This window comes from Bradyrhizobium sp. Kon10 (assembly GCF_055807395.1).
This window is the reverse complement of record NZ_JBVVOZ010000027.1, coordinates 56,745-69,610: the sequence shown is the minus strand read 5'-3', so window position 1 is coordinate 69,610 and position 12,866 is coordinate 56,745. Positions and strand designations below refer to the sequence as shown.

Genomic DNA, 12,866 nt, shown 5'->3' with positions numbered 1-12,866 from the left:
CTGACGACTTATCTATCCGCCCCCCGCGGATCTGGAACGCAATGCTGGACTTGTTTGGACAATCGGACGAGGCCAGGATTGGCGAGATCGCGACCCGATATGCGGCGAGCCGGAGCGAGGCGGGCCCGGATTCCGAACGGCGGTTCCGCGACTTGCTTCAGGCGCTGCCTGCCGCGATCTACACGACCGACGCTGAGGGTCGCATCACCTTCTTCAATCATGCCTGCATCGATTTCGCCGGTCGCACGCCACAGATCGGCGAAATGTGGTGCGTGACCTGGAAGCTCTATCTGCCCGACGGCACCCCGCTTCCGCACGACGAATGTCCGATGGCCATCGCGCTCAAGCAGAACCGGCCGGTGCGCGATGCCGAGGCGATCGCGGAACGGCCGGACGGCTCCCGGATCTGCTTCATGCCCTATCCGACGCCGCTGCGCGACGAGCGCGGCCGGCTGGTCGGTGCGGTGAACATGCTGGTCGACATCACGGCGCGAAAGCAGGCGGAGGAGCGGATGGTGCTGCTCACGTCCGAAGTCGATCACCGTGCGAACAATTTGCTCGCGGTGGCTCAGGCGATGCTGCGGCTGACCAAGGCGGATAGCGCGGAAGAGTTCCAGGCAGCGTTTCAAGGCCGGCTCAGCGCGCTTGCCAACGTGCAGCGGCTGTTCTCGGCGTCGCGCTGGACCGGCGCTAATCTGAAGACCATCGTCGAAGAGGAACTGAGGCCTTATGCAAGCCGCGACGGCGAGCGGATCAGGATCGCGGGAGACGACGTCCAGCTGCCGGCGACGCTGGCGCAATCGATCGCAGTCGCCGTGCACGAGCTTGCAACCAACGCCGCCAAGTACGGATCGCTGTCGACGCCATCAGGCAAGCTGGAGATCCGCTGGCGGACCGATGATGCAGGACCTCTCGTGCTGCACTGGTCGGAGAGCGGCGGTCCGGGGGTCAACGCGCCACCGACGCGCAAGGGCTTTGGGGTCGGCGCGGTCGACGGCATCGTCCGGACCTTGCGCGGAAGGGTCACGCGGCAGTGGAGGTCGGAGGGACTGTTGTGCGAACTGTCCTTCCCGCAGATCGTTGCCTAGCTTTGTTGCTTAGCTCTCGCGCACCACCGTCTTCAGATAATTATACGCCTTGATGATCTCGATCAGGCGGTCTTCGGTGGAGCGGTCGCCGCCATTGGCATCGGGGTGGTGCTGCTTCACCAGCGCCTTGTACTTGGACTTGACGTCGGCGAGCGTGGAATCGGGGCCGAGGCCCATGACCTGGAGCGCCTTGCGCTCGGCATTCATCACCTTGCGGGTTTCGACCTTGGGCTGGGCCTCCGGACCCTTGCGCCAGCCGGTGCGGCCGTTGAGCTCCGCGAACATGCTGAACGGATCGAAGGCACCGTCGATCTCGGCTTCGGCGCCCTTCTTGACGCCGCCATTGGCGCCCATTTTCCAAGTCGGACGGTGGCCGGTCAGCGCATCCTTCTGGTAGCGCGCTACGGCGTCGGCATTCATGCCGGAGAAGAAATTGTAGTTCTGGTTGTACTCGCGCACATGGTTCAGGCAGAAGTGCCAGTACTCGCGCGAATTCTCGCGGCCCTTGGGCGCGCGGTGCGCGCCCTTGTTCTGACACCCCGTCCATTCGCAATTGACCACGGTGTCGCGCGGCTTCGCTTCCGGCTTGCCCTTGGTCGGCTTGACCCGGATGGAGTCGAAGAATTTTGATGAATCGATCGGCATGACCAACTTTGACTACGCAATGCAAAAACCTTCAAGTCTTGACATTGCAATTAGGACGAAACGGCCGCCACGGCGGCCTATCGGCATTGACGGCGTGCGATCGCGCACCTTAATGGCAAACATGGCCACACGAGACACTATCAGCAACAAGTTGCAGGAAGCTTTCACGCCGGAAAGCCTCCGCGTCGTCGACGAGTCACATTTGCATGAGGGCCATTCCGGCCATCGGCCGAGCGGCGAGACGCACTTCCGCGTTTATATCGTGTCTCAGGCCTTCAAAGGGAAGAGCCGGGTCGAGCGCCACCGCATGATAAATGCGGTGCTGGCCGCGGAACTCTCGGGCAGCGTGCATGCGCTGGCGATCCACGCGCAGGCACCAGGGGAAGGCGGGACGTAAAACTCCGCCGTCATGCCCCGCGCAGGCGGGGCATCCAGTACTCCGCGGCAGTACGGCAGGAAACGAACCGCCGCGGCGTACTGGATCGTCCGCCTTCGCGGACGATGACACCGTGACTTAAAACGACGTCCCCGCTCTTCTCGGCTTGGCTTCTTCCATCTCCGCATCGCGCGCCACCGGTGAAATACGGAGTGCGGTGATGCGGTTGCGTTCGCGGCGGAGGACGCGGAAGCGGAAGCCGTGGAAGGTGAAGCTCTGGCCGCGGTCGGGGATCGAGCGCGCCTCGTGAATGACGAGGCCCGCGACGGTGGTTGCCTCTTCGTCAGGGAGGCGCCAGTCCATGGCGCGGTTGAGGTCGCGGATCGGCACCGAGCCGTCGACCACGACCGAGCCGTCCGGCTGGGCGCGCACGCCCGCAACCACCACGTCGTGCTCGTCGGAGATGTCACCGACGATCTCCTCCAGAATGTCTTCCAGCGTCACGAGACCTTCAACTTCGCCGTACTCGTCGACGACCAGCGCGAAATGGGTTTTGCGGCGCCGGAACGCCTTGAGCTGTTCGGAGACGGGGCGCATCTCCGGCACGAACCAGGGCGGCAGTGCGATGGTGGAGACGTCGATGCGCGAGGTATCGCCGTCCGAAGCCCGGATCGCGCGCAACAGATCCTTGGCGTGCAGCACGCCGATGATGTTCTCCGGCTTCTCGCGCCACAGCGGGATGCGGGTGTATTCGGTCGCCAGCACCTCGCGCACCAGTTCCTCCGGCGGCAGGTCGGCATTGATCATCATCATCTCGGTGCGATGGATCATGACGTCGGAGACCTGGAGTTCGCGCAGATCGAGCAGGCCGCCCAGCATGTCGCGGTCGAGCTTCTCGACCTTGCCCTCGTGGTGCAACAGGTCGACCGCGCCGCGCAGGCGCTCGGTCGGCGACAGGATCGGCTGGTTCTCGCCGATGGCGACGCCAAACAGCCGCATCAGGAACCGCACGATGGTTTCGACCACCGCGAGCACCGGGCCCAGCACAAATACGGTGAACCGCATCGGCCGCGCCACCGCCAGCGCGGTGCGGTCGGGCGCGTTGATGGCGATGGTCTTGGGCAGCACTTCCGCGAAAATCACGACCAGCGCCGTCATCACCCCGGTCGCGTAGAGCACGCCGACCTCACCGAACCAGGCGGTGAAGATGCCGGTCGCAATCGCCGAGGCGCCGATATTGGCGATGTTGTTGCCGAGCAGCAGCGCGCCGATCAGGCGCTCGCGATTGGCGATCAGCCGCGAGACGACGACGGCGTCATGATTGCCCTGTTTCGACAGTCGCAGCATGCTGGCGCGCGAGGCGCCGGTCAGCGCCGTCTCACTCGCGGCGAAGAATGCCGAGACGAGAAGGCAGAACACGACGATGGAGAGTCCGAGCCAGTCCATGCACCACTCTGGTTTCTTGCTTTGACGCGTTATCCCGCCGCGAACCGTACCCGCTTCGCTCGAAAACACTCTGTTATTTGAGCATGATCTTTTCGGAAAACCGCTTCGGACTTGTCCGGATCATGCTTTAGCGCCGTTCAGCCACGCCTCATATCTTCTGCGCGAGCTTTTCCTTGAGGAAGTCGCGTACCGGAGCAGGTTCGACGTCGTTGGCGATGACGGCGCGCCCGACCGCCTCCAGCAGAATGAACGTCAGCTTGCCGCGCTTGACCTTCTTGTCCTGCGCCATCAAGCCCAGCAGCGCGTCGGCATCGGCAAGGCCTTCCTGCGCGAAGCCTGCGATATCCTGCAAGCGGGTCGGCAGGCCGGCCTCGATGAGATGGCGTTCGACACGCGCCGCATCCGCCTCGCTGATCATGCCGAGCCTCGCCGAGAACTGCGCGGCCAGTGTCATGCCGATCGCGACGCCCTCGCCGTGGAACAGACGATCGGAGAAGCCGGTCGCGGCTTCCAGCGCGTGACCAAAGGTGTGGCCGAGATTGAGCAGCGCGCGTTCTCCGGTCTCGCGCTCGTCGCGTGAGACGACACCTGCCTTGGCGCGGCAGGACGTCGCGATCGCGTGCTCGCGCGCGGAGCCGCCCTTGGCGATATCGGCGTGGTTTGTCTCCAGCCAGCTGAAGAAGCCCTCGTCGCCGAGCACCCCGTATTTGGCCACCTCGGCATAGCCGGCACGGAATTGCCGCGGCGACAGCGTATCGAGCACGGCGGTGTCGGCGATCACCAGCACCGGCTGGTGGAAGGCGCCGAGCAGGTTCTTGCCCTGCGGCGAATTGATGCCGGTCTTGCCGCCGACGGAGGAATCGACCTGCGCCAGCAGCGAGGTCGGAACCTGCACGAAATCGACGCCGCGACGCAGGATCGCCGCCGCAAAGCCGGCGAGATCGCCGACCACGCCGCCGCCGAGCGCGATGACGAGATCGTTGCGCTCGATCTTTGCGGCGATCAGGGCTTCGCTGACCTTGCTCAGCCCTGCATAGGTTTTCGAGATCTCGCCTTCCTCGACGACGATGCGCGAGGTCGGAATGCCGCTCGCCGCGAGCGACGCCTCGGCGGGTTCGAGCCAGTGCTTTGCAACGGTGCGGTCGGTCACCACAGCGGTGCGCACGCCCGGCCGCAAGGCCGCGATCCGCGCCCCCAGCGAGGCAAGCACGCCGCGGCCGATGACGATGTCATAGGCGCGATCGCCCAGCGCGACGTCGACGACGACGGAATCGGAATGTTTCAAAGGCGCGGTCATCGTACGGCACTCGCGACGTCGGCTGGGGGTTCGGATGCGGCGGCCTGGCCGCAGAGATGCGCGTGCAGCGTCTCGATGGTCTCCTCGACGATCTTGTCGTGCGGCACGTCGCGCGAGGCGATCGTCAGATCGGCATTGCCGTAGACCGGCTCGCGCTCGGTCAGCAGCCGCGTCACGGTTGCTTCGGGATCGGCGGTCTGCAGCAGCGGACGATCGGCGCGGCGGCGCACGCGGCGCATGATGACGTCGTGGTCCGCCTTGAGCCAGATCGAGACCGCCTTGGCGGCGATGCGGGCGCGGGTCTCCTCGCGCATGAACGCGCCGCCGCCGGTCGCCAGCACCACGGGCCCGCCGTCCAGCAGCCGCGCGATCACCCGCGCCTCGCCGTCGCGGAAATGCCGCTCGCCATGGCGCTCGAAGATCTCCGGTATGGTCATGCCCGCCGCCGCCTCGATCTCGGTATCGGCGTCGATAAAGGGCAGCTTGAGCCGCCCCGCCATGCGGCGGCCGATGGTCGACTTGCCGACCCCCATCATGCCGACCAGCACGATCGAACGCGTCCCGAGCGCCGACAGGATGTCGGCCTCAGGGGAAGCAGGTGCTGGCAACGCGGCGTCGGACATGTCCCTCGCTCGATCTGCCGCCAGATGCGGCATCCGGCCACCTATACTACCCCCCAAGCTTCCCTCGCCAGAGGACTCTTGCCAGGAAACGGCGAACATGTTGGATGATTTCATTGGTAAATTTGGTTATCCGAGACCCTGCCGATGCCCAGCCTGTTCCGCTTCCTGACGGTCGTCGCCGTGATCGCCGGCATCGTCTACGGCGTGGTCTTCGCGCTGGCGAATTACGTCAATCCCAAACCGCGGGAAATGACGGTGACCATCCCGCCGGATAAGTTTCTCAAGAAATAGCAGCTAGGCTGCGGGCCATGCCTGCCAAATCTTCTGACACCAAGCTCACGGGCCTGTTCCTCGACATGCTCGCGGCGGAACAAGGCGCCGGCGCCAACACGCTCGATGCCTATCGCCGCGACCTCACCGATTTCTCGGAATTTCTCGCCCGCGCCGGCCATCATTTTGCGGACGCGGAGACGCAAGACCTGCGCGACTACCTCGCCGATCTCGACGCACGCGGCTTCAAATCTTCCAGCGTCGCGCGGCGGCTGTCGGCGATCCGGCATTTGTTCCGCTTTCTCCTCAACGAACGTATCCGCACCGAGGACCCCGCGGCGATCCTGTCCGGGCCCAAGCGCGGCCGCGGCCTGCCCAAGGTGCTGTCGATCGCCGACGTCGACCGCATGCTGACGCGCGCCAGGGAGATGAGCGAAGCGGCGGAGGCTTCAGCCTCGCAGCGATTGCGCGCCCTGCGGCTTTATTGCCTGTTGGAGGTGCTCTACGCCACGGGCCTGCGCGTCTCCGAGCTGGTGGCGCTGCCGCGTACGGCGGCCAAGCGCGACGCTCGCATGATCGTGGTGCGCGGCAAGGGCGACAAGGAACGGCTAGTGCCGCTCAACGAGGTCTCACGGCAGGCCATGGCGGACTACCTTGCGGCGACCGACGCCGCAAAGGCGGACAAGAAAAGCAGCCTCGCCGCCTCGAAATGGCTGTTTCCCTCGTTCGGCGAGAGCGGACACCTGACGCGGCAGCATTTTGCCCGCGACCTGAAGGAACTCGCGGTCGCCTCGGGTCTCCAGGCCCGGCTGGTCTCCCCGCACGTGCTGCGCCATGCCTTCGCCAGCCACCTCCTGCACAACGGCGCCGACTTGCGCATCGTGCAGACCCTGCTCGGCCATACCGACATTTCCACTACGCAGATCTACACCCATGTGGTCGAGGAGCGGCTGAAGAGCCTGGTCCGCGACCTGCACCCGCTGGCGGAGAAGTGAAACTGTCGTCCCGGCGAAGGCCGGGACCCATACCGCGTGATCTATCCCCAACGGGCGGTATCGGTACCGCGGAAGGACCTCTTCACGATAAGTCTTCGCCAAACGCCTCCCTGTGGTTATGGGTCCCGGCCTTCGCCGGGACGACAACTCCGCCTTGACTTCGTCGACATCTCCGCAGAAACAGCCGGGGCCTCACGAAGGATTTGGCGCGCTGCCGAGCAGCGCACAGGTCAACTCTTTGAAGAAGCTACACTTCTTTCCGAGAAGCCAACCTCGCTTCGCTCTCCAGCCCCGTCCCGCTATATTGAGTTGATGCCAGACCCGATGCGCAGCTATCTCGATTTCGAAAAGCCCGTCGCCGAGCTCGATTCCAAGCTCGACGAATTGCGCAATTTGGCTGCCTCAGGCAGCGACATCGCCGAGGAGATCGGGCGGGTCGAGGACAAGGCGGCGCAGGCGCTGGCCGACCTCTATACCAACCTGACGCCGTGGCAGAAGACGCTGGTCGCACGGCACCCGCAGCGGCCGCATTTCTCCGACTTCATCAAGGGCCTGGTCACCGAATTCACCCCGCTCGCCGGCGATCGCAAGTTCGGCGAGGACGAGGCGCTGGTCGCGGGCTTCGGCCGCTTCCGCGGCGAGGCGATCTGCGTGATGGGCCAGGAAAAGGGCGATTCCACCGACAGCCGCATCAAGCACAATTTCGGCATGGCGCGCCCCGAGGGCTATCGCAAGGCGGTGCGGCTGATGGAGATGGCCGAGCGTTTCGGCCTGCCGGTGCTGTCGATCGTGGATTCCGCCGGCGCCTATCCCGGCATCGGCGCGGAGGAGCGGGGACAAGCCGAAGCGATCGCGCGCTCGACCGATGCCTGCATGGCGCTGGGCGTGCCGAATGTCGCGGTCATTACCGGCGAAGGCATGTCGGGCGGCGCCATCGCCATCACCACCACCAACAAGGTGCTGATGCTGGAGCACGCGATCTACAGCGTGATCTCGCCGGAGGCCGCCTCCTCCATCCTCTGGCGCGACGGCACCAAGGCGCAGGAAGCCGCCAACAACATGAAGATCACCGCCCAGGACATGCTCCGTTTCGGGGTGATCGACAGCATCTTGAAGGAGCCGGTCGGCGGCGCCCACCGCGACCCCGCCGCCATGATCGCCACCACCGGCGAGGCCATCGCCAAGGCGTTCGACGAGCTGCGCGGCCTGGACGCGGACGCCATCCGCAAGCAGCGCCGGCAGAAATTTCTCGATATCGGCCGGAAACTGGGCTGATTCGGACGGGTTTTGTGCCCCGACGGACGCGTCAACCTCCGCCCGTCGTCCTGGCGAACGCCAGGACCCATACCGCGGAATCTCTCGATTGGAGGCGCTAGGAGTACCGAGCAACGGATCTTCGCCAAACCACTCGTTGGGGTTATGGGTCCTGGCTTTCGCCAGGACGACACTGAATTTGAGACCCGGCCACACCGACTACCGCCCCCGGTAACCCCGCATTAACCCTTTTTTTGCCCAAATCAGCGATCTCAGTCGTAATTGGGCCGGAAGGCCCAACTAGCGTCCAAGTTCAGTCTCTGTTGACTATGCCGATGGGCCAACGGGCTCGTGATCCCCGCTCGGGTTGCGACGCCATGACCCAGCGGTTAGAATTTTAATCAATGGCTTCAGGGCATAAGGCTTGGAGCTTGGCTACCAGGACACCGTCAATAACAATCTCGGATCGACGGTCCGGCCAAGCTTGCAATCGGGGTTTCCGAGCCTTGCCCGGCACGTTGTGGGGTTCGTCTTGACTGCTAGCTCGCTTGCTCGCGCGATTTTGGCTTCGGTTGCGCTTGCCGCCAGTGTTGTGCTGGCCGGCTGCGACACCGATCAGGTCTCGCTGGCGACCAACGCCAAGGCCAATCAGCCGGTGCCGCCCAAGCTTCTCGCCGCGATGGTCGAGAAGGACATGGACCTGCAATCGCCGATCCTGGTCCGCCTGTTCAAGCAGGAGGCCGAGCTCGAGATCTGGAAGCAGACACGCTCCGGCCAGTTCGCGCTGCTCAAGACCTATCCGATCTGCCGCTGGTCGGGCGATCTCGGCCCGAAGGTTCGCGAAGGCGACCGTCAGGCGCCCGAGGGATTCTACTCGATCAATCCAAGCCAGATGAATCCGCAGTCGGCCTATTACCTCTCGTTCAACACCGGCTTCCCCAACGCCTTCGACAAGGCACTCGGCCGCACCGGCTCGCAGCTGATGGTGCATGGCGATTGCTCGTCGCGTGGCTGCTACGCGATGACCGACGAGCAGATCGCGGAAATCTATTCGCTGGGGCGGGAGTCGTTCTTCGGCGGCCAGAAGGCGTTCCAGTTCCAGGCCTATCCGTTCAGGATGACGCCGGTGAACATGGCCAAGCACCGCAACAATCCGAACATGGCGTTCTGGAAGATGATCAAGGAAGGCTATGATCATTTCGAGGTGACGCGGCAGGAGCCGAAGGTCGATTTCTGCGAAAAGAAATACGTGTTCGACGCGGCGAAGGCGCCCGACGCCAAGCGCGATCCCGTGTTCGACGCCTCGGCAAAATGCCCGGCCTATGTGATCCCCGAGGACATCGCCAGCGCCGTGCGCGAGAAGCAGGCGCGCGACGAGGCGGAATACGCGAAGCTCGTCGCCAAAGGCATCCCGGTGGCGCGCATGAACACCGGCATCGACGGCGGCATGAACAAGGTCTTTGCCGCCAAGATTCCGGAAGCAAGCACCGGGCTATCGGAGGAAGCCGAAGGCTCGACGCTGCAGCTGCTGGCGATGTCGAAGGCGCCGGGCACGATCCCCGGCACCGTCAACCCGCCCAAGCCGAATTTCGGGGCAACTGCGGCCGCCGCGCAGGAAGAGCCGGTCGTCGCCGTCGCTCCGTCCGCCACGAACACCCGCCTCGCCACCGCCCAGCCGGCCGAGAAATCCGGCGGCTTCTTCGCCAATCTCGGCCGCAAGATGGGCATGGGCACCGCTGAGACCACGGCCACCGCGACGCCGCCGCAAGCCACCGCATCTGTCGCTCCGGCCGCAACCCCATCGACCGCAGCCTCGAGGCTGAAAGCCGCAGTGACCCGCTTCGTGCCCAGCCGCGACACGTCCAAGGACGCGCCGAAATCGGTTGTCGCGGTGAAGCCGCCCGAGCCCGCCAAGCCGGATACGCGGCTCGCCGCAACACGGCCGGCCTTGAAGCCTTCGGTGTCGGAGCGCGCAGGTGACAGCACGCAGCTGGCCGGCGCCGCGCCGGTGGTGCAGTCGAACTCGTTCGACAGCCGGTTCGGGGCAGTGAAGTAAGGGCGAAGGCTGCGCGCGTTCTCTCCGGTCCATCCCAGACTGACGGCGCCATTCCCGGCGAAGCCGGGGAATCGCAGCGTACTCAGCCGCGCCTACGGCGCCAGATAGCGCAGCAGCTCCGGATTGCCGCGCACCTCCCCCGCCGCGCCGTGTAGTGCGACGCGGCCGCGATCGAGGACATACGCATAGTCGGCGACGCGGAGCGCGAGGTCGAGATGCTGCTCGACGATGATGACGGCGATGCTTTTCGCGAGCTCGATCAGGCGCTCGGTGATCTCCTCGATGACGCCGATCCAGACGCCTTCGGTCGGCTCATCGAGCAGCAGCAGTTTTGGATCGCCTAACATCGCGCGGCCGATCGCCAGCATCTTGCGCTCGCCGCCGGAAAGCGTGCCGGCGGGCTGGTCGAGGCGTTGGCCGAGTTTTGGGAAGATGGTCAGCACGTGGTCGACCGCGTCGGCTTTCCTGCTCGCGAGCGAGCCGACCGCGAGGTTGTCGCGCACCGACAGGCGCGCGAACACCGAATGCTCCTGCGGCACGTAACCGATGCCGGCGCGCACGCGCTCCTGGGTCGCGCGGCGGCTGATGTCGCGGCCGTCGAACCCGACTTCGCCCTTCCATACCGGCAACTCGCCGACGATGGTCTTCATCAGCGTGGTCTTGCCGGCGCCGTTGCGCCCCAGCACGGCGACGCCGCCGCGCCAGGGAATACCGAGGTTGACGTCGAACAGGACCTGGCTGCGGCCATAGCCCGCGTCGAGATGCTTGATCTCCAAAAATTCAGGCACGGCGCAGATAAATCTCCTGGACGGCCTTGTTGGCCTGGATTTCGGACACGGTGCCGGACGCCAGCACCTTGCCCTGGTCGAGCACGGTGAGGCGATCGCAGATGTCGCGGATGAAATCGAGATCGTGCTCGACGATGACCAACGAGCAATGCTGCTTGATCGGCTGCAACAATTCGCCGGTGACGCGCCGCTCTTCGAGGCTCATGCCGCCGGTCGGCTCGTCGAGCAGCAACAGTTTCGGCTTGCCGGCGAGCGCCATCGCGATCTCCAGCCATTGCTGCTGGCCGTGCGACAGCGCAGCCGCCGCGTCGAACGCGCGATCGGCCAGACGAAACTGCGTCAGCATGGTCATGACCTGATCGTGGAGAACGTCGCGCGTGCGGGAGAACACCAGGTCGAACAGCGAGGACTGCGCCTGGAGCGCGAGCAGGATGTTGTCGTACAGCGTCAGCGACGGCAGCACCGAGGTGATCTGGAATTTCAGGCTCATGCCGGCCCGCGCACGCTCGGTCGGCGTGAACGCGGTGATGTCGGTATTGATGAAGGAGACCTTGCCCTGGGTCGGCACCTCGGCACCGGCAATGCACTTCATCAGCGTGCTCTTGCCCGAGCCGTTCGGGCCGATCAGGCCGTGAAACTCGTGCTCGCCGACGGTGAGCGCGGCGCCATCGAGCGCGGTGAGCTTGCCGAAGATCTTTTTGATGCCCGCGGCCTCAAGGAGCGGCATTGCGCTTCTCCTTGCGTGCCGCACCGAAGCTGCCGACCCGTTCGCGCTCTCCCAACACGAAGCTGATCAGCCCCAGCGGGCGGAACAGGATGACGAGCAGCAGCAACACTCCCAAGATGATCGGCCAGATGTCGCGGTAATTGTCCGAGAGCCAGAAGCTGACGCCCTCGACGATGACAGCGCCGATCACAGCACCGATCAGCGTGCCGGAGCCGCCGAACAGGACATAAAGCACCACTTGCGTCGAGACGACGACGCCGACCATGTTGGGCCAGACGAAACCTTCGTGGAACGCATAGAGGCTGCCGGCAAGGCCGGCGACCGCGCCGCCGATCGCAAAGATGATCGCCTTGAGATGTTGCGCCTTGTAGCCGAAGAAAGCGATGCGCTGCTCGTTCTCGCGCAGCCCTGCCAGCGCCAGCCCAAACTGCGAGCGCACCAGGAAGCGACAGAGCAGATAGACCACCACGAGAATGCCGAGCACGAGATAGTAGAAGGGAGGACCTTCCGAGAACTCGTAGCCGCCGAGCGTCATCGGCGCGATCGAGGGGATGCCGTTCTGGCCGCCGAGATAGTACCAGCCGCGGGCAAGCCGGTCGGCGGCATAGGAGCCGGTGAGCGTGCCCAGCGAGACGAAGATGACGCTGGACGGGTGCCGGCCCAGCAGCAGGAAGCCGCCGAGCAGGAGCGCGAAGGTGAGTCCGATGATCGTGCCGGCCGGAAGCACCAGGAAGATGTTGGTGATGTCGAGGTCACGCGCGAGCAGCGCGACGCCATAGCCGGCCGAGCCGAAAAAGAGAGCCTGGCCAAAACTCATGATGCCGGCATAGCCCCAGACCAGGTCGAACGACAGCGCGAACAGCGCGAGGATGATCACGCGGGTCGCGAACACGGTGAGATAGTCCTGGAGCAGCAGCGGCGCGACGAGCGCGGCGACGAGCACCACGCCCTCGACGATCGGCAGGATGTTTCGGCCCGAGCGGACCGGTCCCGCTGCTGTGCCTTCGGCCATCGCACCATCCGCTTCATCGCCCGTGTCGGCGACGATGGCTTCTCTTACCACACTCATCGACTTCAGCATTCCGAGTTAAACATCGTGAGAAGCGGCTGGTTGGTGGCGGGTTCACCTCTCCCCAACGGGGAGAGGTCGGATTGCTTCGGCGCGCAATTGCGCCGGAGCAATCCGGGTGAGGGGCCGCCGCATCCAGCGAGACCTGATCCCCTCACCCGGATCGCATCTTGCGATGCGATCCGACCTCTCCCTCCGGGAGAGGTGAAGAGCGAGCCCTCTGGCTCGCACC

General features: G+C 64.9%; 13 protein-coding genes. 6 read left to right on the top strand and 7 right to left on the bottom strand.

All coding sequences use genetic code 11. The features are described 5' to 3' along the window. Nucleotides 1-41: 41 nt before the first annotated feature. On the top strand, nucleotides 42-1,088 hold the full coding sequence (locus AC0L2O_RS28275) for a sensor histidine kinase (protein ID WP_473372030.1): 1,047 nt from the start codon (nucleotides 42-44) through the stop codon (nucleotides 1,086-1,088). A 9-nt stretch (nucleotides 1,089-1,097) separates the two neighbouring features. On the opposite strand, the gene AC0L2O_RS28270 is transcribed toward AC0L2O_RS28275, so the two are convergent. Further along, on the bottom strand, nucleotides 1,098-1,733 hold the full coding sequence (locus AC0L2O_RS28270; RefSeq protein WP_369719819.1) for a J domain-containing protein: 636 nt from the start codon (nucleotides 1,731-1,733) through the stop codon (nucleotides 1,098-1,100). Nucleotides 1,734-1,854: 121 nt separating this feature from the next. Here AC0L2O_RS28270 and AC0L2O_RS28265 point away from each other — a divergent pair, with 121 nt between their 5' ends. Further along, nucleotides 1,855-2,130, top strand: coding sequence for a BolA family protein (locus tag AC0L2O_RS28265; RefSeq protein WP_473372048.1), 276 nt, complete (start codon nucleotides 1,855-1,857; stop codon nucleotides 2,128-2,130). Between the two features lie 117 nt (nucleotides 2,131-2,247). On the opposite strand, the gene AC0L2O_RS28260 is transcribed toward AC0L2O_RS28265, so the two are convergent. The 3 genes from AC0L2O_RS28260 to AC0L2O_RS28250 all read right to left on the bottom strand — a co-directional run bounded on the left by AC0L2O_RS28260 (nucleotide 2,248) and on the right by AC0L2O_RS28250 (nucleotide 5,475). Next, nucleotides 2,248-3,555 carry an HlyC/CorC family transporter gene (locus AC0L2O_RS28260; protein WP_473372029.1) on the bottom strand — a complete coding sequence of 436 codons (1,308 nt, stop codon included), beginning with the start codon at nucleotides 3,553-3,555 and terminating at the stop codon, nucleotides 2,248-2,250. A 148-nt stretch (nucleotides 3,556-3,703) separates the two neighbouring features. Further along, nucleotides 3,704-4,852 (bottom strand): 3-dehydroquinate synthase, encoded by a 1,149-nt coding sequence (gene aroB / locus AC0L2O_RS28255; protein WP_473372028.1) that lies wholly within the window; start codon nucleotides 4,850-4,852, stop codon nucleotides 3,704-3,706. After that, a complete protein-coding gene (locus AC0L2O_RS28250) occupies nucleotides 4,849-5,475 on the bottom strand; it encodes a shikimate kinase (RefSeq protein ID WP_473372027.1) in 627 nt (208 codons plus the stop codon). The genes aroB and AC0L2O_RS28250 overlap by 4 nt, the downstream gene beginning before the upstream one ends. Nucleotides 5,476-5,619: 144 nt before the next feature. On the opposite strand from AC0L2O_RS28250, the gene AC0L2O_RS28245 reads away from it, so the two are divergent. From AC0L2O_RS28245 to AC0L2O_RS28230, 4 genes are all read left to right on the top strand, one after another. Next, on the top strand, nucleotides 5,620-5,766 hold the full coding sequence (locus AC0L2O_RS28245) for a histidine kinase (protein WP_369719821.1): 147 nt from the start codon (nucleotides 5,620-5,622) through the stop codon (nucleotides 5,764-5,766). Nucleotides 5,767-5,783: 17 nt separating this feature from the next. Further along, a complete protein-coding gene (gene xerD / locus AC0L2O_RS28240; protein WP_473372026.1) occupies nucleotides 5,784-6,740 on the top strand; it encodes a site-specific tyrosine recombinase XerD in 957 nt (318 codons plus the stop codon). A 312-nt stretch (nucleotides 6,741-7,052) separates the two neighbouring features. Then, complete coding sequence (locus tag AC0L2O_RS28235) at nucleotides 7,053-8,015, top strand: acetyl-CoA carboxylase carboxyltransferase subunit alpha (protein WP_369719823.1); 963 nt, start codon at nucleotides 7,053-7,055, stop codon at nucleotides 8,013-8,015. Between the two features lie 511 nt (nucleotides 8,016-8,526). After that, complete coding sequence (locus AC0L2O_RS28230; RefSeq protein ID WP_369719824.1) at nucleotides 8,527-10,050, top strand: L,D-transpeptidase family protein; 1,524 nt, start codon at nucleotides 8,527-8,529, stop codon at nucleotides 10,048-10,050. Nucleotides 10,051-10,142: 92 nt separating this feature from the next. On the opposite strand, the gene AC0L2O_RS28225 is transcribed toward AC0L2O_RS28230, so the two are convergent. The 3 genes from AC0L2O_RS28225 to AC0L2O_RS28215 are packed head-to-tail and all read right to left on the bottom strand — an operon-like array spanning nucleotide 10,143 to nucleotide 12,646. Further along, nucleotides 10,143-10,838 carry a branched-chain amino acid ABC transporter ATP-binding protein gene (locus tag AC0L2O_RS28225; protein WP_473372025.1) on the bottom strand — a complete coding sequence of 232 codons (696 nt, stop codon included), beginning with the start codon at nucleotides 10,836-10,838 and terminating at the stop codon, nucleotides 10,143-10,145. Next, nucleotides 10,831-11,565, bottom strand: a complete 735-nt coding sequence (locus tag AC0L2O_RS28220) for an ABC transporter ATP-binding protein (RefSeq protein ID WP_369719826.1) — start codon at nucleotides 11,563-11,565, stop codon at nucleotides 10,831-10,833. The genes AC0L2O_RS28225 and AC0L2O_RS28220 overlap by 8 nt, the downstream gene beginning before the upstream one ends. Then, on the bottom strand, nucleotides 11,552-12,646 hold the full coding sequence (locus AC0L2O_RS28215; RefSeq protein WP_369719827.1) for a branched-chain amino acid ABC transporter permease: 1,095 nt from the start codon (nucleotides 12,644-12,646) through the stop codon (nucleotides 11,552-11,554). The genes AC0L2O_RS28220 and AC0L2O_RS28215 overlap by 14 nt, the downstream gene beginning before the upstream one ends. Nucleotides 12,647-12,866 lie beyond the last annotated feature (220 nt).

Coding starts and splice junctions, on each gene's coding strand:
- AC0L2O_RS28275 (WP_473372030.1), top strand. CDS start 42: ATGCTGGACTTGTTTGGACAATCGGACGAGGCCAGGATTGGCGAGATC.
- AC0L2O_RS28270 (WP_369719819.1), bottom strand. CDS start 1,733: ATGCCGATCGATTCATCAAAATTCTTCGACTCCATCCGGGTCAAGCCG.
- AC0L2O_RS28265 (WP_473372048.1), top strand. CDS start 1,855: ATGGCCACACGAGACACTATCAGCAACAAGTTGCAGGAAGCTTTCACG.
- AC0L2O_RS28260 (WP_473372029.1), bottom strand. CDS start 3,555: ATGGACTGGCTCGGACTCTCCATCGTCGTGTTCTGCCTTCTCGTCTCG.
- aroB (WP_473372028.1), bottom strand. CDS start 4,852: ATGACCGCGCCTTTGAAACATTCCGATTCCGTCGTCGTCGACGTCGCG.
- AC0L2O_RS28250 (WP_473372027.1), bottom strand. CDS start 5,475: ATGTCCGACGCCGCGTTGCCAGCACCTGCTTCCCCTGAGGCCGACATC.
- AC0L2O_RS28245 (WP_369719821.1), top strand. CDS start 5,620: ATGCCCAGCCTGTTCCGCTTCCTGACGGTCGTCGCCGTGATCGCCGGC.
- xerD (WP_473372026.1), top strand. CDS start 5,784: ATGCCTGCCAAATCTTCTGACACCAAGCTCACGGGCCTGTTCCTCGAC.
- AC0L2O_RS28235 (WP_369719823.1), top strand. CDS start 7,053: ATGCCAGACCCGATGCGCAGCTATCTCGATTTCGAAAAGCCCGTCGCC.
- AC0L2O_RS28220 (WP_369719826.1), bottom strand. CDS start 11,565: ATGCCGCTCCTTGAGGCCGCGGGCATCAAAAAGATCTTCGGCAAGCTC.
- AC0L2O_RS28215 (WP_369719827.1), bottom strand. CDS start 12,646: ATGCTGAAGTCGATGAGTGTGGTAAGAGAAGCCATCGTCGCCGACACG.